Origin of the sequence: Kitasatospora mediocidica KCTC 9733 (genome assembly GCF_000744225.1) — a bacterium.
GTDB lineage: Bacteria > Actinomycetota > Actinomycetes > Streptomycetales > Streptomycetaceae > Kitasatospora > Kitasatospora mediocidica.
The window spans coordinates 992,558-1,014,081 of sequence record NZ_JQLN01000007.1 but is presented as its reverse complement, the minus strand read 5'-3'; the positions used below and the strand labels follow the sequence as shown (position 1 = coordinate 1,014,081).

Here is a 21,524-nt window from a genome sequence, read left to right as displayed (position 1 = left end):
AGGGGCGGCGCCGTGGCGGGTCAGAGCAAGGCGGAAACCACCGCCCCGCCGGAGCGCGGCCCCTCCCGGCTGCCGTTCATCTCGGCGACCACCACCACCTTCAAGTCCGAGGGTCCGGTCGGCCGGCTGCGCGCGCTGCGTGGCCGGATCCGCTACACCCTGAACCGTCCGCTGACGCCGTACTACCTGATTCTCGGGTCGATGGCGCTGCTGGTGGTGCTCGGGCTGGTGATGGTCTTCTCCTCCTCGAACATCACCGCGATCCGGCAGGGCCTGCCCGGGCTCTTCTACTTCCGCAAGCAGCTGGTCGCGGTGCTGCTGGGCTCGCTGCTGATGGTCGCGGCGGCCCGGGTGCCGGTCGCGGTGCACCGGGTGCTGGCCTACCCCGTGATGCTGGGCGCGATGGCCGCGATGGTGCTGGTCGCCATCCCGGGCATCGGCATGGAGGTCAACGGCAACCAGAACTGGCTGAACTTCGGCTTCTTCCAGGTGCAGCCCTCGGAGTTCGCCAAACTCGCCCTGGTGCTCTGGGGGGCCGACCTGCTGGCCCGCAAGGAGAAGGCCGGGACCCTCAACCAGTGGAAGCACCTGCTGATCCCGCTGGTGCCCGGGGTGCTGCTGCTGCTCCTGCTGATCATGATCGGCGGCGACATGGGCACCTCCATGATCCTCGTCGGCATGGTCTTCGCGCTGCTCTGGATGGTCGGGGCGCCGCTGCGGCTCTTCGTCGCCACGCTAGGCATCGCGGTGGTCGCCTGCACCGCGTTGATCATCACGGTTCCGCACCGGCTGGACCGCCTCGCCTGTATCGGCACCACCAAACCGGTGCCGGGACACGACTGTTTCCAGGCCCTGCACGGCCTCTACGCCTTCGGCCTGGGCGGACCGTTCGGGTCCGGACTGGGCGCCGGCTTCGAGAAGTGGGGCCAGTTGCCGGAGGCGCACACCGACTTCATCTTCGCCGCGACCGGTGAGGAACTGGGTCTGGTGGGGACGCTGTCGGTGATCGGTCTCTTCGCGGCACTAGGGTATGCGGGTATCCGAGTGGCCATCGGCACGAAGGACGCCTTCGTCAGGTATGCCGCGGGAGCCGCCACCACGTGGATCATGGCGCAGGCCATGATCAACCTGGGGTCGGCACTGGGTCTGCTGCCCATCGCGGGCGTACCCCTCCCGCTGTTCTCCTACGGGGGATCCGCCATGCTGTCGGCCATGTGCGCCCTGGGAATGCTGCTCTGCTTCGCACGCAGCATGCCCGGGGCAAAGGCGGCCCTGGCCGCGAGGAGCTCGAAGTCCCGGTTCAGGACAGGTCTGCGCCGGGTGCTGCCACGACGACGAACCACAGCGCGCCCGGCCGGCCGGCCGCCGCGCAGGGAGCGGTGAATTTCGGTGCATGTCGTACTCGCCGGCGGAGGCACCGCCGGACACATCGAGCCTGCAATGGCGCTGGCGGACGCGCTGCGCAGGCACGACCCCAGCATCGGCATCACCGCGCTCGGCACCGAGCGCGGCCTGGAGACCCGGCTGGTGCCCGAACGCGGTTACCACCTGGAGCTCATCCCGGCCGTGCCGCTGCCCCGCAAGCCCACCCCCGAGCTGATCACCGTCCCGGGCCGGCTGCGCGGCACCGTCCGGGCCGCCCAGGAGATCATCGAGCGGGTCAAGGCGGACGCCGTGGTCGGCTTCGGCGGCTACGTCGCGATGCCCGCCTACCTGGCCGCCAAGCGCGCCGGGGTCCCGATCGTGGTGCACGAGGCCAACGCCCGTCCGGGCCTCGCCAACAAGATCGGCGCCCGGTACAGCGACTTCGTCGCGGTCTCCACCCCGGACAGCAAGCTGCGCGACTCGCGCTACATCGGCATCCCGCTGCGCCGCACCATCGCGACGCTGGACCGCAACGCGGTCCGTCCCGAGGCCCGGGCCTACTTCGGCCTCGACCAGCGCCTGCCCACCCTGCTGGTCTCCGGCGGCTCCCAGGGCGCCCGGCGGCTGAACGAGACGATCCAGGCGATCGCCCCCCGGCTCCAGCAGTACGGCGTGCAGATCCTGCACGCGGTCGGCCCCAAGAACGAGCTGCCGCAGATCGACGACATCCCCGGGATGCCGCCGTACCGCGCGCTGCCCTACGTGGACCGGATGGACCTCGCCTACGCCGCGGCCGACCTGATGCTCTGCCGGGCCGGTGCGATGACCGTCGCCGAGCTGGCCGCGGTCGGCCTGCCGGCCGCCTTCGTGCCGCTGCCGATCGGCAACGGCGAGCAGCGGCTGAACGCCCAGCCGATGGTGAAGGCCGGCGGCGGGCTGCTGGTGGACGACGCCGAGCTGACCACCGACTGGGTGCTGCACAACGTGCTGCCGGTGCTGACCGACCCGCAGCGGCTCTGGGACATGAGCCGGGCGGCCGCCGAGTTCGGCCGCCGGGACGCCGACGACCTGCTGGTCGGCATGGTCTACGAGGCGATCGAAGCCGCCAGGGGCGGCCGTCGTCGTGGTTGACGACGCACTGGAGGACGAGGAGGACTACCGGCCCCGGCTGCGTCTGTCGCGGCGCGGGATCCTGGTGCTCAGCGGTCTGGGTGCGGCCGTTCTCGGCCTGCTCGGCTGGGTGGTCTTCTTCTCCTCCGTCCTGGATGTCCGGATTGTGGCCATCCAGGGACTCAACGACGACAAGTTGACGGTCGACCAGGTGCGCGACGCCATAGGGGCCGTCCAGCACGGACCGCTGGCCCAGGTGGATCTGGACGCGGTCCAGCGCCGCGTCCAGGGCATTCCCCGGGTGGCCAAGGTGGAGGTCTGGCGGGGCTGGCCGCACACCCTTCGGGTGAAAGTCATCGAGCGTCAACCGGTCGCCGCGGTCAAGGAGGCGGACGGACGGTTCACCGAGGTGGACGCCGGCGGGGTGAGCTTCGCCACCGATCCGACCCCGCCGTCCGGCGTTCCGGTGGTCCAGCTCCAGCTCAGCCCCTCCGCCCAGGACGCCGCGACGGTCTTCTCGCAGGCCGATCTGGTCAAGGGCGCGGTCCAGGTGGCCGCCGGACTGCCGGCCGAGGTGGCCGGTCGGGCCGGTTCGCTCCAGGTTCGTTCGTATGACGACATCGAACTCCAGCTCACCGGTGGGGGACTGGTGCGCTGGGGGAGCCCGGAACTGACCGCGCGCAAGGCGAAGGTGCTGGTCGCCCTGCTGCACCAGAAGGCCGCCACCTACGACGTGAGCGCCCCTGATGCGCCGGCGATCTCGGGCTGATCCGAAATCAGGTAGGTTTTGCTCCTTGGGGGAACCATTGACTAGCCGTCGGTGATTCCCCGACCCTGGGTGGCTACCCCGGTTCTTGTCGCCGGTTGATGATCACATAGGCTCAAAAGAAAAAAGGGAAGCTCGGGCGTGTTCGTTGAACACGGGCCCGCCGCGACTTAGTGTCCTGTCACCAGGCTGTGTCCGGCAGTGATCTGATGTGTCTTCAGTGATCTTGTATCGATGCAGTGTGAACCCTCAACGTCAAGTTTAGGGTTCGGGTCGGCGGTCTCCATTTCGGACATTCAGTCAGGAACCGGGCTCCCCACCCATCGACATCCGTCGGTTTCCATGACCCCTGGGAGCCGACCCGGAAATTCGAGGCGAGAGGCCTTCGACGTGGCAGCACCGCAGAACTACCTCGCAGTCATCAAGGTCGTCGGTATCGGCGGCGGTGGTGTCAACGCCATCAACCGGATGATCGAGGTCGGTCTCAAGGGCGTCGAGTTCATCGCGATCAACACCGATGCGCAGGCCCTCCTGATGAGCGACGCCGACGTCAAGCTCGACGTGGGCCGTGAACTCACCCGGGGCCTCGGCGCCGGAGCCAACCCCGAGGTCGGCCGCAAGGCCGCCGAGGACCACCGCGAGGAGATCGAGGAGGTCCTCAAGGGGGCCGACATGGTCTTCGTGACGGCCGGCGAGGGCGGCGGCACCGGAACCGGTGGCGCTCCCGTCGTGGCCAACATCGCCCGTTCGCTCGGCGCGCTCACCATCGGCGTGGTCACCCGCCCCTTCACCTTCGAGGGCCGCCGCCGGGCGAACCAGGCCGAGGACGGCATCGCCGGACTGCGCGAGGAGGTGGACACCCTCATCGTCATTCCGAACGACCGGCTGCTGTCCATCTCGGACCGCCAGGTCAGCGTGCTGGACGCGTTCCGCTCCGCCGACCAGGTGCTGCTCTCGGGCGTCCAGGGCATCACCGACCTGATCACCACGCCCGGTCTGATCAACCTCGACTTCGCCGACGTGAAGTCGGTCATGTCGGACGCCGGCTCGGCCCTGATGGGGATCGGCTCGGCCAGGGGCGAGGACCGCGCGAAGGCGGCGGCCATCATGGCCATCTCCTCGCCGCTCCTGGAGGCCTCGATCGACGGCGCACGCGGCGTGCTGCTCTCCATCTCCGGCGGCTCCGACCTCGGTCTCTTCGAGATCAACGAGTCGGCGCAGCTGGTCAGCGAGGCCGCGCACCCCGAGGCCAACATCATCTTCGGCGCGGTCATCGACGACGCGCTCGGCGACGAGGTGCGGGTCACCGTGATCGCCGCCGGCTTCGACGGCGGCCAGCCGCCGGCCATCGTCCGCGACCCGGTGGTCAAGTCGACCCCGGCCGCGGCGGCCACCCCCGAGCGCCCGGAGCGCCCGGCCACCCGGCCGTACGGCGGCATGGGCTCGGTGACGGGCCGTTCGGAGGAGAACAACTCCTCCGCGAAGGCCGAGAGCGCCCCGACCCCGGTCCCGCCGCAGGCGCAGCCGGCCCGGCCGCTCTACGTGGAGAGCGCGGCCGAGGAGCTCGACGTGCCGGACTTCCTCAAGTAGCAGTCCGGCTCGACGGAGCGCGGCTCGCGGTCATAAGAAATACTTTTGCAGGGCCAAGGTGCCCGCCGTTCGACACTGAAGGTGTCGGAGGGCGGGCACCTTGGCGTGATGCGCGCGCCGGTACGAGTAGTGAGTTGGGAACCGAACAAGATGACGAACCACCAGGACCGGGAGTTCCCGGCGGCGGGCCGGCTGGCCGAGCTGCGCTCCGGGCTCGACGCCGTGGAGCGCCGGATCGACGCGGCCTGCGCGGCTGCCGGACGGCCGCGCTCGGAGGTGACCCTGGTCGTGGTCACCAAGACCTACCCGGCCTCCGACACCCGGCTGCTGGCCTCCCTCGGAGTCCGCGAGGTGGCCGAGAACCGCGACCAGGACGCCGCCCCCAAGGCGGCTGACTGTGCTGACCTGCCGCTGACCTGGCACTTCGTCGGCCAGCTGCAGACCAACAAGGTGCGCTCGGTGGTCGGCTACGCGGACCACGTGCACTCGGTGGACCGGCTGCGGCTGGTCGAGGCACTCTCCGGCGCCGTACTCCGGGCCGAACGCCCGGAGCTGGGCTGCCTGGTCCAGGTGGCACTGGACAAGGAGGCGGGCGAGGGCGAGGGCCGGGCCGGGGTCGCCCCCGAGGACGTGCTCGCGCTGGCCGACGCCATCGCCGACACGCCCGGGCTGCGCCTGGACGGTGTGATGACGGTCGCTCCGCTCGCCGGTCCGTTGGCCGGCGATCCCGCGGCCGCGTTTACGCGCCTGGCGGAAATCTCAACCGCCGTACGCGCGACCCATCCTGCTGCCACGATGGTTTCCGCAGGGATGAGTGGTGACCTTGAGCAGGCCGTGGCCGCCGGAGCGACACATGTACGCGTCGGTACGGCGGTGCTCGGAGTGCGGTCACCGCTCGGGTAACGTCACCGGGTAGTAGATCAGACTGCAGGACAAATCAGGACAAAACAATGATTCGTCCTGAGGATGCCAACCAATCGTGGATCGTATGTCCGCGGCCACGCGCACGGATTGACAGATTGTCGGCTGAACGTAGCTGCGGCCTGACAGACCGTGAGCGGACCGCGGTCCCGCAGCTCCCACCGTACTCGAAGGAGTACCGGTACTGCGGGGTCTGGCCGGTGACGGGCTGATCCACCACAGAGCGGAGGACAGGAGCATGGCCGGCGCAATGCGCAAGATGGCGGTCTACCTCGGCCTCGTGGAGGACGAGACGTACGACGGTCAGGGTTACGACCCGGACGACGACTACGACACGGACCCCGAGCCGATCCGGACCGGGCGTACCGAGGACATCCCGCGACCAGCGGCTCCCCCGGCGCAGGTTGCCTCGATCGCGCCCCAGCCGGTGCCGGCGGCGGTGCCGATCCGGCAGGAGCCGAGGATGGCCCCCGTGTCGTCCATCACACCCGAACGCCGTCAGAACCTGGAGAAGAGCGCGCCGGTGATCATGCCCAAGGTCGTGAACGAGCGAGAGTCCTACCGCATCACCACGCTGCACCCTCGGACCTACAACGAGGCCCGTACCATCGGGGAACAGTTCCGCGGCGGGACCCCGGTGATCATGAATCTGACCGAGATGGACGACACCGACGCGAAGCGGCTCGTAGACTTCGCGGCTGGACTCGTCTTCGGTCTGCACGGCAGCATTGAACGAGTGACGCAGAAGGTGTTCCTGCTGTCGCCTGCTAACGTCGATGTCACGGCGGAGGACAAGGCACGGATCGCCGAGGGTGGGTTCTTCAACCAGAGCTGACCCGGCCACGACGTCATGTGTGGAACGTCTGACAGTGAGTGACCAAGCGGCAAGCAGCACCGGATGAACCTGGAGAGGGATACCCGATGGGGATCGTGGGGGCAGTGCTCTACTACGCACTGACCGTCTTCCTGGTGATTCTGCTGTTCCGCCTGGTCATGGACTGGGTCTTCCAGTTTGCCCGTTCGTGGCATCCCGGGAAGGCCGTGGTCGTGGTCCTGGAGGCCACGTACACTGTCACGGATCCACCACTGAAGCTTCTTCGGCGGTTCATTCCGCCGTTGCGTCTCGGGGGCGTGGCGCTCGACCTGTCCTTCTTCGTACTGATGATCATTGTGTATGTCCTGATCTCGCTCGTGCAGCGTCTGCCGTGGTGAGCGATGCGGCAGGATGCCAGTGTGCCGACGATCACGTTGAGGTGAAGAGATGCCGTTGACCCCCGAGGACGTTCGGAACAAGCAGTTCACGACCGTCCGGTTGCGTGAAGGCTATGACGAGGACGAGGTCGATGCCTTCCTCGACGAGGTCGAAGCCGAGCTGACCCGACTGCTCCGCGAGAACGAGGACCTGCGCGCCAAGCTGGCCGCCGCGACTCGTGCCGCAGCGCAGAACCAGGCGAACATGCGCAAGGAGCAGCCCCAGGACCAGCGTCCCGGTGCTCCCGTTCCCGCTGCCATATCCGGCCCGCCGGTCCCCGGCCAGCAGGGCCCGGGACAGCAGATGGGCAACCAGCAGCAGATGGGCGGCCAGCCGCTCGGCCTGCCGTCCGGTGCCCCGCAGCTTCCGCCCGGCCAGGGCAACCCCATGCAGCAGCAGGGCCAGATGCCTGGTCAGGGCGGCCCGATGCAGGGCCAGATGCCCGGCCAGGGCAACCCGATGCAGCAGCAGATGCCCGGCCAGGGCAACCAGATGCAGCAGCACCAGGGCAACCCGATGCAGCAGCAGCACCAGACCATGGGCGGCCAGCAGCAGCTGGTGCAGCCGATGGGCGGCCAGATGCTGCAGCCGATGGGCGGCCCGATGCAGGGCCAGATGCCCGGCCAGGGTGGCCCGATGCAGGGTCAGATGGGCCAGCAGCAGATGGGCACCATGGGCGGCCAGCAGCAGCTCGCCCCGATGGGCGGCCCGATGGGTCAGCAGCTCGGCGGCCCGCTCGGCGGCGGCCCCATGCAGCAGCAGGGTCCCGGTGGCGACAGTGCCGCCCGCGTCCTCGCACTCGCGCAGCAGACCGCCGACCAGGCGATCTCCGAGGCCCGTTCCGAGGCCAACAAGATCGTCGGTGAGGCGCGCAGCCGCGCCGAGGGTCTGGAGCGCGACGCCCGTGCCAAGGCCGACGCCCTGGAGCGGGACGCGCAGGAGAAGCACCGCGTGGCGATGGGCTCCCTGGAGTCCGCCCGCGCCACGCTGGAGCGCAAGGTCGAGGACCTGCGCGCCTTCGAGCGCGAGTACCGCACCCGCCTGAAGTCCTACCTGGAGACCCAGCTGCGCCAGCTGGAGTCGCAGGCGGACGACTCGCTCGCCCCGCCGCGGATCCCCGCCACCGCTTCGCTGCCGCCGGCCGCGTCGTCGATGTCGCAGTCCGGTGCCGGCTCGATGAGCAGCCCGTCGTTCGGTGGTGGCCAGCCCTCCTTCGGTGGCAACCAGTCCTTCGGTGGGAACCAGTCCTTCGGCGGCGGCAACGGTCAGGGCGGCTTCGGCAGCCAGGGCAACGGTGCTCCGCAGATGGCCCCGGCCGGGATGACCCAGCCGATGGCCTCGGTCCGCCCGCAGCCGCCGCAGCCCATGCAGCCGATGCAGCAGGCCCCGGCCCCGATGCGCGGCTTCCTCATCGACGAGGACGGCGACAACTAGTCTCCGCACGCAGCACGAAGTGCGCCCCCACCGCTGAGCGGTGGGGGCGCACTGCTGTTCGCCTCCGGGGAGCACACGGCGAAAGGCCGCCCCTCGCGCGCTGCGAGGGGCGGCCCTAGCCGTACCGGTTACGCCTTGCGAAGCTGGAAGGTCAGGGCCAGGCCCTCGTCCGTGAAGGTCTCGGACTCCCACTCGGCCGGGCCGGTGGCGAAGTCCAGGGCGAGGACCTCGTCGGCGACCAGGGCGGCGTGCTCGGTGACCGCGGCGGCGGTCTCCTCGGTGGCCGACTGCCAGCGCAGCACGATCCGGTCGGAGACGTCCAGGCCGGAGTTCTTCCGGGCCTCCTGGATCTGCCGGATGGCGTCGCGGGCGATGCCCAGGCGCTTGAGCTCGGGGGTGATGTGCAGGTCGAGCGCGACGGTGGCGCCGGACTCGTTGGCCACCGCCCAGCCCTCGCGCGGGGTCTCGGTGATGACGACCTCGTCGGGGGAGAGCGCGATCCGCTCGCCGTCGAACTCCACCGAGGTGGCGCCGGTGGCGCGCAGCTCGGCCGCGAGCACCGCGGCGTCGGCGGCGGCGACGGCCTTCGCCACGTCCTGCACGCCCTTGCCGTAGCGCTTGCCCAGCGCGCGGAAGTTCGCCTTGGCGGTGGTGTCCACCAGCGAGCCGCCCACGGTCGCCAGCGACTCCAGCGCGACGACGTTGAGCTCCTCGGCGATCTGCGCCCGCAGGTCGTCCGGCAGTTCCTCCCAGCCCTGGGCGGCGATCAGCGCCCGGGAGAGCGGCTGGCGGGTCTTGACGCCGGACTCGGCGCGGGTGGCCCGGCCGAGCTCGACCAGCCGGCGCACCAGGGCCATGTGCCGGGAGAGGTCGGTGTCGATCAGCGTCTCGTCCGCCACCGGCCAGGAGGCCAGGTGGACGGAGGCAGGCGCGTCGGCGACCACCGGGACGACCAGGTCCTGCCAGACCCGCTCGGTGATGAACGGGGTCAGCGGGGCCATCAGCCGGGTGACCGTCTCCAGCGCCTCGTGCAGGGTGGCCAGCGCGGCCGCGTCGCCCTGCCAGAAGCGCCGGCGCCCGCGCCGGACGTACCAGTTGGAGAGGTCGTCGACGAAGCCGGAGAGCAGCTTGCCGGCGCGCTGGGTGTCGTAGGCCTCCAGCGCCGCGTCCGTCTCGCGGACCAGGGTGTTCAGCTCGGAGAGCACCCAGCGGTCCAGCTGCGGCCGGTCGGCCGGGCGCGGGTCGGTCGCGGACGGCGCCCAGTTCGCGGTGCGGGCGTACAGGGCCTGGAAGGCGACGGTGTTCCAGTAGGTGAGCAGCGTCTTGCGCACCACCTCCTGGATCGTGCCGTGCCCGACCCGGCGCGCGGACCAGGGCGAGCCGCCGGCCGCCATGAACCAGCGCACCGCGTCGGCGCCGTGCTGGTCCATCAGCGGGATCGGCTGCAGGATGTTGCCCAGGTGCTTGGACATCTTGCGGCCGTCCTCGGCCAGGATGTGGCCCAGGCAGACGACGTTCTCGTAGGAGGACTTGTCGAACACCAGGGTCCCGACCGCCATCAGCGTGTAGAACCAGCCGCGGGTCTGGTCGATCGCCTCGGAGATGAACTGGGCCGGGTAGCGGCTCTCGAACAGCTCCTTGTTCTGGTACGGGTAGCCGTACTGCGCGAACGGCATCGAGCCGGCGTCGTACCAGGCGTCGATCACCTCGGGCACCCGGACGGCGGTCGCCGAGCAGCTGGGGCAGCCGAAGGTGACGTCGTCGATGTACGGGCGGTGCGGGTCCAGACCGCTCTGGTCGGTGCCGGTCAGCTCGCTCAGCTCGGCCAGCGAGCCCACGCAGGTGAGGTGGTTCTCCTCGCAGCGCCAGATCGGCAGCGGGGTGCCCCAGTAGCGGTTACGCGAGAGCGCCCAGTCGATGTTGTTGTTCAGCCAGTCGCCGAACCGGCCGTGCTTGACGTTGTCCGGGAACCAGTTGGTGGCCTCGTTCTCCCGGATCATCGCGTCCTTGACCTGGGTGGTCCGCAGGTACCAGGACGGCTGCGCGTAGTAGAGCAGCGCGGTGTGGCAGCGCCAGCAGTGCGGGTAGCTGTGCTCGTACGGGACGTGCCGGAAGAGCAGGCCGCGGGCCTGCAGGTCGGCCACCAGCTGCTCGTCGGCCTTCTTGAAGAAGACGCCGCCGACCATCGGGACGTCCGGCGAGAAGGTGCCGTCGGCCTCGACCGGGTTGACCACCGGCAGGCCGTACTTGCGGCAGGTGGCGAGGTCGTCGGCGCCGAAGGCGGGCGCCTGGTGGACGATGCCGGTGCCGTCCTCGGTGGTGACGTAGTCGGCGTTCAGGACGAAGTGCGCGTCCTCGATGGCGACCAGGTCGAACGGGCGCCGGTAGGTCCAGCGCTCCATCTCGGCGCCGGTGAACGACTCGCCGGTGGTCTCCCAGCCCTCGCCGAGCGCCTTGCCGACCAGCGGCTCGGCGACGACCAGGCGCTCGGTGCCGTCGGTGGCGACCACGTAGGTGACGTCCGGGTGGACCGCGGCGGCGGTGTTGGACACCAGGGTCCACGGGGTGGTCGTCCAGACCAGGAGTGCCGCGTTGCCCGCCAGCGGTCCGCCGGTCAGCGGGAAGCGGACGAAGACGGACGGGTCGACGACGGTCTCGTAGCCCTGCGCCAGCTCGTGGTCGGAGAGGCCGGTGCCACAGCGCGGGCACCAGGGGGCGACCCGGTGGTCCTGGACCAGCAGGCCCTTCTCGAAGATCTGCTTGAGCGACCACCAGACGGACTCGATGTAGGACGGGTCCATGGTCCGGTAGGCCTGGTCGAGGTCGACCCAGTAGCCCATCCGCTGGGTCAGCTCGGTGAAGGCGTCGGTGTGCCGGGTGACCGACTCGCGGCACTTGGCGTTGAACTCGGCGATGCCGTAGTTCTCGATCTCCGGCTTGCCGGAGAAGCCCAGCTCCTTCTCGACGGCCAGCTCGACCGGCAGGCCGTGGCAGTCCCAGCCGGCCTTGCGGGCGACGTGGTAGCCCTTCATCGTCCGGTAGCGCGGGAAGACGTCCTTGAAGACGCGGGCCTCGATGTGGTGGGCGCCGGGCATCCCGTTGGCGGTCGGCGGGCCCTCGTAGAAGACCCACTCCGGGCGGCCCTGGGACTGCTCCAGGCTGCGCTGGAAGACCTTCTGGTCCTCCCAGAAGCTGAGGATCTGGTACTCCATGGCCGGCAGGTCTACCTGGGCCGGTACGGCGTTGTAGCTGTTCATGCGGGGCGTCAACCTCCGACGGATGCGTGGACTGGCTTCCGACGGAGGGACGAGACGGCTTGCCGTCCCGCGGTACCACCCTCCTTGGCCGTCCAACCTCGGACGGCCCACTCCTTGGGTTTGCTGCCGGGTCTACTGGGCCGGGGGGCCGTTCTTCCGGCGGCTCCGGGTGATCTTCCCGCCGCGCACACCCCCGGGCTCGCACCATCCCCGGGTCGCTGCTGGCTGCGTACGTCGGTACTCGTCCCATCTGCGCCTTGCGGGCTCAGTCTACAGACCGGTGGCAACCCGATTGTGCCGCCGGCGCCCGGCCACGCCGGGGGGTTAGGGAGTGACGATCTGGGCACAACCCTGTCAATGTCGGTTTGTCAATGCCCGGGCACCCGCCACCGTCGGCGGCTGCCCGGGTGTCATCACTGCGAGGCGTCGGTATGTCCCGTTGTGACCGGATTCGATCAGGATTATCGTTCCGGCACCAGAGGCCGACGGGAACCGTTGGCCGGAGTCATTCGTAGATGGGGTCGAAGCCATGGCTGAGAAAGCAACGGGCGCGGGTATCGCCACCAGGCGGCCCCGGAAGGCCGTGGCAGGCGACTCAGGGGAGGGTTCCGTGACCACGACACGGCGGAAGACCAGCACCACTACCGGACGCGGCGCGGGCACCAGCCGGCATCACACCCCCGCGGGCAGCGGCGCGCGGGCGGCGGCGGGCGGCGCGGAGTCGGTGGACCCGGCCGAGCTGCCGGTCCGCCCGGGCGAGGAGTCCTGGACCGCCCCGGAGGTCGCCGAGCTGCACGCCGAGCTCAACAGCGAGCTGGTCCGGCTGCGGGACGAGATCGACGCCTCCGAGGCCGCGCTGACCGGCCTGATGCGCGACTCCAACGACGGCGCCGGCGACGACCAGGTGGACGCCGGGACGAAGAACATCAGCCGGGAGAGCGAGCTCTCGCTCGCCAACAACGCCCGCGACATGCTGAGCCAGACCGAGCGCGCGCTGGTCCGGCTGGAGGGCATCGGCTTCGGTGTCTGCGAGTCCTGCGGGCAGGCGGTCGGCAAGGCCCGGCTGCAGGCGTTCCCGCGGGCCACCCTGTGCATCTCCTGCAAGGCCAAGCAGGAGCGCCGCTGACGGTTCCAACGGGACGGGGCTGGGTGGCCCGGCACACCGCGTGCCGTACGCTCGACCCCGTAACGTCGGCCCCAGATGGCAGCGGAGCGGATCATCAGTACCCCAGGTTCCCCCCAGACCCAGGACGAGCCGGCCCCGGCCGAGGCAGCAGGAGCGACCGCCGCGGACGGCGCGCGGGCCGCGCTGCGCCGACGCCGGGTCGGCGTGCTCTTCGCGGTCGCGTTCTGTGCCTATCTGATCGACCTGGTCAGCAAGCTGACCGTGGTGGCCAAGCTGGAGGGCCGCTCGCCGATCAGGATCGTCAGCGACGTGGTCACCCTGCAGGTGATCCGCAACCCCGGTGCCGCCTTCGGCATGGGCCAGACCATGACGGTGGTCTTCACGCTGATCGCCGCCGCCGTGATCGTGGTCATCTGGCGGATCTCCCGCCGGCTCTACAGCCTGCCCTGGGCGATCGCCCTGGGCCTGCTGCTGGGCGGGGCGCTGGGCAACCTCACCGACCGGCTGTTCCGCGCGCCTGGGGTCTTCCGCGGGCACGTGGTGGACTTCATCTCGGTCCAGCACTTCGCGGTCTTCAACCTCGCGGACTCCGCGATCGTCTGCGGCGGCATCCTGGTGGTGCTGCTCTCGTTCCGCGGCAGCAACCCGGACGGCTCCACGCACCAGCAGTCGGCCGCCCGGTCGACGGCGCAGCCCGCCGAGCCGGCGGAGCCGACCCAGCCGACCCAGCCCACTGAGGCCGCCGAGCTGTCCGAGCCGTCGGCCAAGACCGACTAGCTCGTTGCGGCATACTCGTACGGGTGAGTACCGCAGCGCAGATCCGCACCCTTCCCGTACCGGACGGCCTTGAGGGCGAGCGTCTCGACGCCGCCCTCGCCCGCATGTTCGGCTTCTCCCGCACCAAGGCCGCGGAGCTGGCCGCCGAGGGCAAGGTCCGGATCGACGGCGACCTGGCCGGCAAGTCCGACCGTGTGATGGCCGGCTCCTGGATGGAGGTCGAGCTCCCGGCGCCCGCCGCGCCGGTGCAGATCGTCCCCGAATTCGTCGAGGGCATGCGCATCGTCCACGACGACCAGGACATCGTGCTGGTCGACAAGCCGGTCGGCGTCGCCGCGCACCCCAGCCCCGGCTGGACCGGCCCCACCGTGATCGGCCACCTGGCGGCCGCCGGCTACCGGATCTCCACCTCGGGCGCCGCAGAGCGCCAGGGCATCGTGCACCGCCTGGACGTCGGCACCTCGGGCCTGATGGTCGTCGCCAAGTCGGAGCGCGCCTACACCGACCTCAAGCGCCAGTTCCACGACCGGGTGACCGAGAAGAAGTACCACACCCTGGTCCAGGGCCACCCGGACCCGATGAGCGGCACCGTGGACGCCCCGATCGGCCGCCACCCCAGCTCCGACTGGAAGTGGGCGGTCACCCAGGCCGGAAAGCCGTCGGTCACCCACTACGACCTGATCGAGGCCTACCGGGCCGCCTCGCTGCTGGACGTCAAGCTGGAGACCGGCCGCACCCACCAGATCCGGGTGCACATGTCGGCGCTGCGCCACCCCTGCGTCGGTGACCTCACCTACGGCGCCGACCCGACGCTCGCCAAGCGCCTGGGCCTGACCCGGCAGTGGCTGCACGCGGTCTCGCTGGCCTTCGAGCACCCGGCGGACGGTGAGTGGGTGCAGTTCACCAGCGACTACGCGGCCGACCTGCAGAAGGCCCTCGACGTGATCTCCGCGGAGAGCTGATGCCGATCGCGGTCGTCTCCACCGAGGCGGAGCTCGAGCTGGCCCGCCGGGTGCGGCTGGAGGTCTTCGTCGAGGAGCAGGGCGTGCCGGCCGAGCTCGAGTACGACGATCTCGACGCCACCTCGCTGCACCTGCTGGCGCTCGGCGAGGACGGCGTGCCGCTCGGCACGGCCCGGTTGATCAGCGGCGCCGAGGCGCTGGCGCTCACCGGCGTCGAGGGACGGGTGCTGCTCGGGCGGCTCGCGGTCGTCAAGCGCGCCCGGGGCACCGGGCTGGGCGCGGACCTGGTGCGGGCCGTCGAGCGGGCCGGCCGCGAGCGCGGCGCCCGTCAGTGCGAGCTGCACGCCCAGGTGCAGGCACTGGGCTTCTACGAACGACTCGGCTACGCGGCCGAGGGCCCGGTCTACCAGGACGCGGGCATCCCCCACCGCACCATGGTGAAGAGCTTCTGAGCAGGTCCCCCCGTCCGGTCCGTCGGCCGTCCCCACTACGCTCTGGGGCGGCACGACGCCACTGACCTGGACGGGGGACCCCATGCGCTACCTGGTGCGCGACCGGATGTTCGCGTTTCACGAGGAAGCCTGGATCGAGAGCGAGCACCGCGAGAAGCTCTACCGGGTCAACAAGAAGCTCTTCCGGCTGCGGACCACCTTCGCCTTCGTGGACGGCCGGGGCACGGTGGTGGCCGGCATCGTGAAGAAGGCCTTCACCTTCCACCACACCATCCTGATCAAGCACGACGGTCAGGTGCTGGCCAAGTTCAGCAAGAAGAACTTCAAGCTGTTCGGCGACCGCTTCAAGGTCAAGCTCAGCGACGGGCGCCGGCTGCGGATAGCCGGCAACTTCTGGGACCGCGAGTTCGACATCCAGCACGAGGGCAGCACGCTCGCGCACATATCCCGGCGCTGGTTCAGCCTCCGGGACTGCTACGCGGTCGACGTGATGAGCCAGCAGGACGCCCTGTTGCTGGTGATCCTGGCGGTCTGCGTGGACCACACCCTGCAGGACCGCAAGGGCGAGCGGCTCACCAACTTCTGACCGCGCTCAACGGCCCTCGCCGGTGCGGATCCGGGGGAGCGCGCCCGGATGCTCGTCCCGCAGGAAGGCCAGCAGGTCCTCGCGGACCTGGCAGCGCAGCAGGAAGGTCTCCTGGGGACTGCGGGCGGTCATCGTCGCCCGCACCACGACCGTGCTCGGCGTGCTGTCGACGACCCGCAGCGCCCATTCGTCGCCGTCCCAGTGCGCGCTGCCCGCCAGGGACTCGTGCAGCCGTTCGCGCAGTTCGGGCATCGGCGTGGTGTGGTCCAGGTGCAGCAGGACGACCGCCAGCAGGCCGGGGTCCTTGCGGGTCCAGTTCTCGAACGGCTTGCTGACGAAGTACGAGACCGGCACGATCAGCCGCCGGTAGTCCCAGAGCCGCACCACCAGGTAGGTGAGGGTGATCTCCTCCACCTCGCCCTGCTGCCCCTCGACGACCACGGTGTCGCCGATCCGCACCGTGTCGCCGAAGGCGATCTGCAGCCCGGCGAAGAAGTTGCCCAGCGTGCTCTGCGCGGCGATGCCCGCGACCACGCCGATCAGCCCGGCCGAGGCCAGCAGGCTGGCGCCGACCGTGCGCATCGCCTCGAAGGTGAGCAGCATGACCGCCAGCGTGACCACCACGATCAGCGCACTGGTCATCCGGCGCAGCATGCTGATCCGGGTGTGCACGCGTTGCAGGCGGGCAGGATCGCCGGCCGTCGTCTCGTAGCGGCTGAGCACCGCCTCCAGCAGTGCGGCGGTGATCCTGACGGCCAGCCAGCCGAGCGCGGCGATCAGCACCAGCAGCAGAGCGTGCTGGAAGTCCCGGTCGGGCAGGTCCAGCAGCCGGGACGGCAGCCGGGCGGCCATCAGCAGGGCGACGGCGACCACCAGTTGCAGCGGCACCCGGCAGCGCCGCAGCAGCGCCCAGACGCGCGCGTCGGGGCGCCGGGCCGCGGCCCGCTGCAAGGCCTGATCGACCAGCCAGCCGACGGCCAGCGTGACGGCGACGACGGCGAGCAGGGTGAGCAGCGGCCAGAGCACGGGATCACGATAGGGGGACAGCCGACGGTTTCGGGTGATTGGTGATGCTTCGTCCGGGGCTTGGCGTGTACTCAGGTTCGACGGGTAGGGTCGCTATCCATGAACCTGGGTGGCCCTTGGCGTCGTTGGCGTGAGTGCGGCAGGCCGACGCGCCGGCGGGTGGTGGCGGCGTTGGTCGCGCTACTGGTGGTCGTTGGGCTGGGCACGGCGGTGGCCGTGGCGGGCCAGCCGGCGCCGGTGCGCGAGGAGGACCGGTTCCTGTCGATGCCCGAGACCCCCGGCAGCGCGGCCCAGGTGTCCATCGACACCTCGTTCTTCACCACTGGCAGCACCCCGCGCCCGGCGATCCTGCTCGCGCACGGCTTCGGCGGGAGCAAGGCGGACGAGGCCGGGGAGGCGCGCAGTCTCGCGCGGTCCGGGTACGCGGTGCTGACTTGGTCGGCGCGCGGCTTCGGGCACTCCACCGGGCAGATCGGGCTCAACGCGCCGGACCGCGAGGTTCAGGACGTCAGGCACCTGGTCGACTGGCTGGCCCAGCGCCCGGAGGTCCAGCTGGACGGACCCGGCGACCCCCGGGTCGGCATCACCGGCGCCTCGTACGGCGGGGCCATCTCGCTGCTGGCCGCCGCGGCCGACCCGCGGATCGACGCCGTCGCCACCCGGATCACCTGGTGGAACCTGGCGGACGCGCTCTTCCCGCAGGGCGTCCAGGGCGGCTCGGCCGAGGACGGGGTGTTCAAGAAACTCTGGGCCGGAATCTTCTTCACCACCGGTTCGGCCGGCGACCTGACCGCCTCCACCACCGGCAAGCCGGCGCCAGCGGTGACCACCGGGACCGGCCCGGTGGGCTGCGGGAGCTTCACCGCCGAACTCTGCGCCATGTACAACCGGGTGGCCACCTCCGGACACGCCGACCCGGCGGCGATCGCGCTGCTGGAGCAGTCGAGCCCGTCCTCGGTGGCGGCGAAGCTGAAGGTGCCGACCCTGGTGGTCCAGGGTGAACAGGACTCGCTCTTCCCGCTGGACCAGGGCGACGACATCGCCAAGGCGGTCGCCGCCAACGGCGCGCCGGTCGCCGTCGACTGGTTCGCCGGCGGGCACGACGGCGGGACCGAGACCAGCGACCGGGTGGACGCCCGCGTCGGGGCCTGGTTCGACCACTACCTGAAGAAGCAGGACACCGGCACCGGACCGGCCTTCCGGGTCACCCGGACCGGGGGAGTGGACTCCACCGGCTTCCAGGCCGTGCTGCGCGGCGCCGACGCGAACAGCTACCCCGGACTGAACGGCACCGGGTCGCGCTCGGTCGACCTGACGGGCGGCCGGCAGACCTTCGCCAACCCGCCCGGCGGCGCCCCGCCGGCCATCTCCACGGTGCCCGGCCTCGGCGCGCTCTCGCAGGCCGCCACGCTGGGCGTCGGCCTCTCGCTCGACTTCCCCGGCCAGTACGCCGAGTTCGACTCCGCGCCGCTGGCCACCCCGCTGCAACTGACCGGCAGCCCGCAGATCTCCGTCCAGGTGCACGCCGACCAGCCGGACGCCGTGCTCTTCGGCAAGCTCTACGACCTGGGGCCGGACGGCAAGCGCACCCTGCCGCAGCAACTCGCCGCGCCGCTGCGGGTCACCGGCGCTGACGTGCCGGGCGGCCGGACGGTGCGGATCTCGCTGCCCGCCGTCGACCACTCCTTCGCCGCCGGGCACCGGCTGGGCCTGGTGCTGGCCAGCACCGACCTCGCCTACGCCTCGCCCGTGCAGCCCGCGACCTACCAGGCCGCGGTGGCCGGGCCGCTCACCGTGCCGACGGTGGCCGAGCTGCACACCGAGGCCACCCCGCTGCCCGCGCGGACCTGGGTGCTGCCGCTGGTCGCCCTGGTGGCCGCCGCGCTGCTGCTGCTCCCGCTGCTGCGCCCGCTCGGCCGGCGCCGCCGGGACCTCGCCGCCGACCCGGAGCTGCTCGGCGTGCCCCTGCAGATCACCGGCCTGAGCAAGCGCTACAAGGGCGCCACCGACCGCTACGCCGTCCGGGAGCTGGGCTTCCGGGTGGAGGCGGGCCAGGTGCTCGGACTGCTCGGGCCCAACGGCGCCGGCAAGACCACCACGCTGCGGATGCTGATGGGCCTGATCCGGCCGGACGCCGGGGAGGTGCGGATCTTCGGCCACCCGGTGCGGGCCGGTGCGCCGGTGCTCTCCCGGGTCGGCGCGTTCGTCGAGGGCGCCGGCTTCCTGCCGCACCTGACCGGACGGGCCAACCTCAAGCTCTACTGGCAGGCCACCGGCCGCCCGGCCGAGGACGCCCACCTGGACGAGGCGCTGGTGATCGCCGACCTCGGCGAGGCGCTGGACCGGGCCGTGCGCACCTACTCGCAGGGCATGCGCCAGCGCCTCGCGATCGCCCAGGCGATGCTGGGCCTGCCCGACCTGCTGATCCTGGACGAGCCGACCAACGGGCTCGACCCACCGCAGATCCGCGAGATGCGCGAGGTGCTGATCCGCTACGCGGCGGCCGGCCGGACCGTCATCGTCTCCAGCCACCTGCTCTCCGAGGTCGAGCAGAGCTGCACCCATCTGGTGGTGATGGACCGCGGGCGGCTGGTCAGCGCGGGCGCGGTCGAGGAGATCGTCGGCGCGGGCGAACTGCTGCTGGTCGGCACACCCGCCTCGTACGGCCTGGAGGAGCTGACGGCCGCGGCCGGCAAGGCCGCGACGCTGCCCGGGGTCGGCGCCGCCGAGGTGGCCGGGCACGGGCTGCTGATCCGGCTGGACGGCATGGCGGCCAGCGAGCTGGTGGCCGAACTCGTCCGGCTCGGCATCCCCGTGGAGCGGGCCGGTCCGCACCGCCGCCTGGAGGACGCCTTCCTCTCCCTGATCGGAGGCTCAGCGTGAGCGTTCCCGTTGTCGAGACCGACCGCGCGGCCGGCTACAGCCCGCACCGCACGCTGCCGCTGCGCACCGAGGCGCTGCGCCAGCTGCGGCGGCGCCGGACGCTGATCATCCTGGCGGTGCTGCTCGCCCTGCCGTTCGTGGTGCTGGTGGCGTTCCAGATCGGCGGGACCCCGAGCCGGCCGGGCCAGACCACCTTCATCGACCTGGCGACCGCCTCGGGGCCCAACTTCGCGGCCACCATGCTCTTCATGGGCACCGGGTTCCTGCTGGTCATCCCGGTCGCGCTGTTCTGCGGGGACACCGTGGCGGCGGAGGCCAGCTGGTCCTCGCTGCGCTACCTGCTGGCCGCGCCCGTGCCGCGTACCAGGCTGCTGATCCGCAAGTTCACCGTCGGACTGCTCTTCTCGGCCGCCGCGATCGTGCTGCTGCCGCTGGTCGGCCTGGCGGTGGGCACGGCGGCGTACGGCTGGGGCGACCTGCGGCTGCCCACCGGCGACAGCCTGCCCGCCGCCACCGCGCTGCCGCGCCTGGCGATCGCCGTCGCATTCGTCTTCCTGGGCGAGCTGGTGGTGGGCGCGCTGGCGTTCTACCTCTCGACGGCGACCGACGCGCCGCTCGGCGCGGTGGGCGGGGCGGTCTTCATCTCGATCGTCACCGGGGTGCTGGACGCCATCACGGCGCTGGGCGGCCTGCGCGAGTGGCTGCCGGCGCACTGGCAGTACGCCTGGGCGGACGCGCTGCAGCCGCACCTGGAGTGGGGCGGCATGATCCAGGGCGTGACGCTCTCGCTCTCGTACTCGGTGATCCTTCTGGCGCTGGCGGTCCGGGGCTTCGCCCGCAAGGACGTCGTCTCCTGAGATCAGCCGTCTCCTGAGATCATGAGGGGGTACACGTCGTTGAACACCCCAGGAGCACCCGGTGGCCCAGATCGTCCTCTTCCACTCCGCCTACGGCCTGCGCCCGGCGGTGCACGCCGCAGCCGACCGGCTGCGGGCGGCCGGCCACCAGGTGAAGGTGCCGGATGTCTACTACGGCCGGGTCTACGACGACCTCGACGAGGGCATGGCCTACCACGATGAGGTCGGCACCGACGAGCTGCTGCGCCGGGCCGTCACCGAGGTCGGTCCGCTGCTGGCCGACGGCGGGCGGCTGGTCTACGCGGGCTTCTCGCTCGGAGGCGCGCTGGCGCAGAACCTGGCGCTCGCGGACGAGAACGCCCAGGGCCTGCTGCTCCTGCACGGCACCTCGGACGTGCGGGAGGACGCGACCACCTCGGTGCCGGTCCAGCTGCACGTGGCCGAGCCGGACCTGTACGAGAGCGAGGACTGGCTGAACACCTGGTACCTGCAGCTGCGCAGGGCCGGTGCGGACGTGGAGGTGCACCGCTACCGCGGCGCGGGCCACCTCTTCACCGACCCCGAGCTGCCGGACTACGACGCCGAGGCGGCCGAGCTGACCTGGGCCGCGGCGCTCGACTTCCTGGCGGAGCTGGACTGAGAGCGGTCTAAGGCGCCGGCGGGGCGTCGGTGGGGGCGGCCGGGTAGCCGTAGCCGGGCTGCTGCTGCTGCGGCTGCTGCTGCGGGGGTGCCGAGGGGGCGGCGGCGGGGCGTAGCCGGGCTGCGGCGGCTGGGGCGGTTGCTGCGGGAAGGCAGCGGGCTGCTGTTGCTGCTGCGGGGTGGGGTAGCCGACGGGCGGTTGCGGCTGCTGCTGCTGCTGCGGGGCGGGGTAGCCGACCGGCTGCTGCTGCGGGGTCGCGCCGAACTGCGGCTGCTGCCAGCCCTGGTAGGCGCCCGGCTGGCCGGGGACGAAGGCCGGCCGGGCGGTGCGGGCCGGGCCGCGGGTCGCGGCGACCACGATCACGAAGGCCAGCGCCAGCAGCATCTGGGCGATCACGTCCAGGTTGAGCAGTAGGTTGCTGGTCGGCTTGGTGAAGGACTCCTCGGTGTGGGCGTAGCCGGTGAACTGAGCGCTGATCACCTGGACCATCCCGTAGGCGTTCACCGACAGCAGCAGCGCC

18 protein-coding genes and 1 pseudogene are annotated in these 21,524 nt (G+C 71.1%); 17 read left to right on the top strand and 2 right to left on the bottom strand.

The features are described 5' to 3' along the window. The first annotated feature begins 12 nt into the window (after positions 1-12). From ftsW to BS80_RS34695, 8 genes are all read left to right on the top strand, one after another. Positions 13-1,383, top strand: a complete 1,371-nt coding sequence (ftsW, locus tag BS80_RS34730; protein WP_157536761.1) for a putative lipid II flippase FtsW — start codon at positions 13-15, stop codon at positions 1,381-1,383. 6 nt (positions 1,384-1,389) lie between these two features. Then, a complete protein-coding gene (gene murG / locus BS80_RS34725; protein ID WP_035805515.1) occupies positions 1,390-2,496 on the top strand; it encodes an undecaprenyldiphospho-muramoylpentapeptide beta-N-acetylglucosaminyltransferase in 1,107 nt (368 codons plus the stop codon). After that, entirely contained in the window at positions 2,489-3,244 is a 756-nt protein-coding gene (locus BS80_RS34720; RefSeq protein ID WP_051967588.1) for a cell division protein FtsQ/DivIB, read from the top strand. Before murG ends, BS80_RS34720 begins: the two co-directional genes overlap by 8 nt. Positions 3,245-3,631: 387 nt before the next feature. After that, positions 3,632-4,831 (top strand): cell division protein FtsZ, encoded by a 1,200-nt coding sequence (ftsZ, locus tag BS80_RS34715; RefSeq protein WP_035805512.1) that lies wholly within the window; start codon positions 3,632-3,634, stop codon positions 4,829-4,831. A 150-nt stretch (positions 4,832-4,981) separates the two neighbouring features. Then, positions 4,982-5,734, top strand: a complete 753-nt coding sequence (locus tag BS80_RS34710; RefSeq protein WP_035805509.1) for a YggS family pyridoxal phosphate-dependent enzyme — start codon at positions 4,982-4,984, stop codon at positions 5,732-5,734. A gap of 256 nt (positions 5,735-5,990) precedes the next feature. Beyond that, positions 5,991-6,587 (top strand): cell division protein SepF, encoded by a 597-nt coding sequence (locus BS80_RS34705; protein WP_035805507.1) that lies wholly within the window; start codon positions 5,991-5,993, stop codon positions 6,585-6,587. An 86-nt stretch (positions 6,588-6,673) separates the two neighbouring features. Beyond that, positions 6,674-6,964, top strand: coding sequence for a YggT family protein (locus BS80_RS34700; protein WP_035805505.1), 291 nt, complete (start codon positions 6,674-6,676; stop codon positions 6,962-6,964). Between the two features lie 49 nt (positions 6,965-7,013). Next, entirely contained in the window at positions 7,014-8,438 is a 1,425-nt protein-coding gene (locus BS80_RS34695; RefSeq protein WP_035805503.1) for a DivIVA domain-containing protein, read from the top strand. Positions 8,439-8,566: 128 nt separating this feature from the next. Here the strand turns inward: BS80_RS34695 and ileS are convergent, their stop codons facing one another. Then, on the bottom strand, positions 8,567-11,695 hold the full coding sequence (gene ileS / locus BS80_RS34690; RefSeq protein ID WP_035805500.1) for an isoleucine--tRNA ligase: 3,129 nt from the start codon (positions 11,693-11,695) through the stop codon (positions 8,567-8,569). A gap of 610 nt (positions 11,696-12,305) precedes the next feature. Here ileS and BS80_RS34685 point away from each other — a divergent pair. The 5 genes from BS80_RS34685 (at position 12,306) to BS80_RS34665 (ending at position 15,598) form a co-directional block, all read left to right on the top strand. Then, positions 12,306-12,821, top strand: coding sequence for a TraR/DksA family transcriptional regulator (locus BS80_RS34685; protein WP_332262219.1), 516 nt, complete (start codon positions 12,306-12,308; stop codon positions 12,819-12,821). A gap of 75 nt (positions 12,822-12,896) precedes the next feature. Continuing rightward, positions 12,897-13,598 (top strand): signal peptidase II, encoded by a 702-nt coding sequence (gene lspA / locus BS80_RS34680; RefSeq protein WP_083975696.1) that lies wholly within the window; start codon positions 12,897-12,899, stop codon positions 13,596-13,598. Between the two features lie 23 nt (positions 13,599-13,621). Next, entirely contained in the window at positions 13,622-14,560 is a 939-nt protein-coding gene (locus tag BS80_RS34675) for an RluA family pseudouridine synthase (protein WP_035805498.1), read from the top strand. Continuing rightward, on the top strand, positions 14,560-15,012 hold the full coding sequence (locus BS80_RS34670) for a GNAT family N-acetyltransferase (protein ID WP_035805496.1): 453 nt from the start codon (positions 14,560-14,562) through the stop codon (positions 15,010-15,012). Before BS80_RS34675 ends, BS80_RS34670 begins: the two co-directional genes overlap by 1 nt. Before the next feature lie 82 nt (positions 15,013-15,094). Then, positions 15,095-15,598 carry an LURP-one-related/scramblase family protein gene (locus BS80_RS34665; protein ID WP_035805494.1) on the top strand — a complete coding sequence of 168 codons (504 nt, stop codon included), beginning with the start codon at positions 15,095-15,097 and terminating at the stop codon, positions 15,596-15,598. Positions 15,599-15,604: 6 nt separating this feature from the next. Here BS80_RS34665 and BS80_RS34660 read toward each other — a convergent pair whose 3' ends face one another. Further along, entirely contained in the window at positions 15,605-16,624 is a 1,020-nt protein-coding gene (locus tag BS80_RS34660) for a mechanosensitive ion channel family protein (protein WP_051967587.1), read from the bottom strand. A gap of 99 nt (positions 16,625-16,723) precedes the next feature. Here BS80_RS34660 and BS80_RS34655 point away from each other — a divergent pair, with 99 nt between their 5' ends. The 4 genes and pseudogenes from BS80_RS34655 (at position 16,724) to BS80_RS34640 (ending at position 21,418) form a co-directional block, all read left to right on the top strand. After that, complete coding sequence (locus tag BS80_RS34655; protein ID WP_035805489.1) at positions 16,724-19,507, top strand: alpha/beta fold hydrolase; 2,784 nt, start codon at positions 16,724-16,726, stop codon at positions 19,505-19,507. After that, positions 19,504-20,364, top strand: coding sequence for an ABC transporter permease (locus BS80_RS34650; RefSeq protein WP_035805486.1), 861 nt, complete (start codon positions 19,504-19,506; stop codon positions 20,362-20,364). Before BS80_RS34655 ends, BS80_RS34650 begins: the two co-directional genes overlap by 4 nt. Before the next feature lie 58 nt (positions 20,365-20,422). Further along, positions 20,423-21,004, top strand: a pseudogene (locus tag BS80_RS34645) (dienelactone hydrolase family protein); the annotation flags it as partial. A gap of 138 nt (positions 21,005-21,142) precedes the next feature. Next, positions 21,143-21,418 carry a hypothetical protein gene (locus BS80_RS34640; protein ID WP_157536760.1) on the top strand — a complete coding sequence of 92 codons (276 nt, stop codon included), beginning with the start codon at positions 21,143-21,145 and terminating at the stop codon, positions 21,416-21,418. Positions 21,419-21,524: the final 106 nt, after the last annotated feature.

Coding starts and splice junctions, on each gene's coding strand:
- BS80_RS34710 (WP_035805509.1), top strand. CDS start 4,982: ATGACGAACCACCAGGACCGGGAGTTCCCGGCGGCGGGCCGGCTGGCC.
- BS80_RS34705 (WP_035805507.1), top strand. CDS start 5,991: ATGGCCGGCGCAATGCGCAAGATGGCGGTCTACCTCGGCCTCGTGGAG.
- BS80_RS34700 (WP_035805505.1), top strand. CDS start 6,674: ATGGGGATCGTGGGGGCAGTGCTCTACTACGCACTGACCGTCTTCCTG.
- BS80_RS34695 (WP_035805503.1), top strand. CDS start 7,014: ATGCCGTTGACCCCCGAGGACGTTCGGAACAAGCAGTTCACGACCGTC.
- ileS (WP_035805500.1), bottom strand. CDS start 11,695: ATGAACAGCTACAACGCCGTACCGGCCCAGGTAGACCTGCCGGCCATG.
- lspA (WP_083975696.1), top strand. CDS start 12,897: ATGGCAGCGGAGCGGATCATCAGTACCCCAGGTTCCCCCCAGACCCAG.
- BS80_RS34670 (WP_035805496.1), top strand. CDS start 14,560: ATGCCGATCGCGGTCGTCTCCACCGAGGCGGAGCTCGAGCTGGCCCGC.
- BS80_RS34665 (WP_035805494.1), top strand. CDS start 15,095: ATGCGCTACCTGGTGCGCGACCGGATGTTCGCGTTTCACGAGGAAGCC.
- BS80_RS34655 (WP_035805489.1), top strand. CDS start 16,724: ATGAACCTGGGTGGCCCTTGGCGTCGTTGGCGTGAGTGCGGCAGGCCG.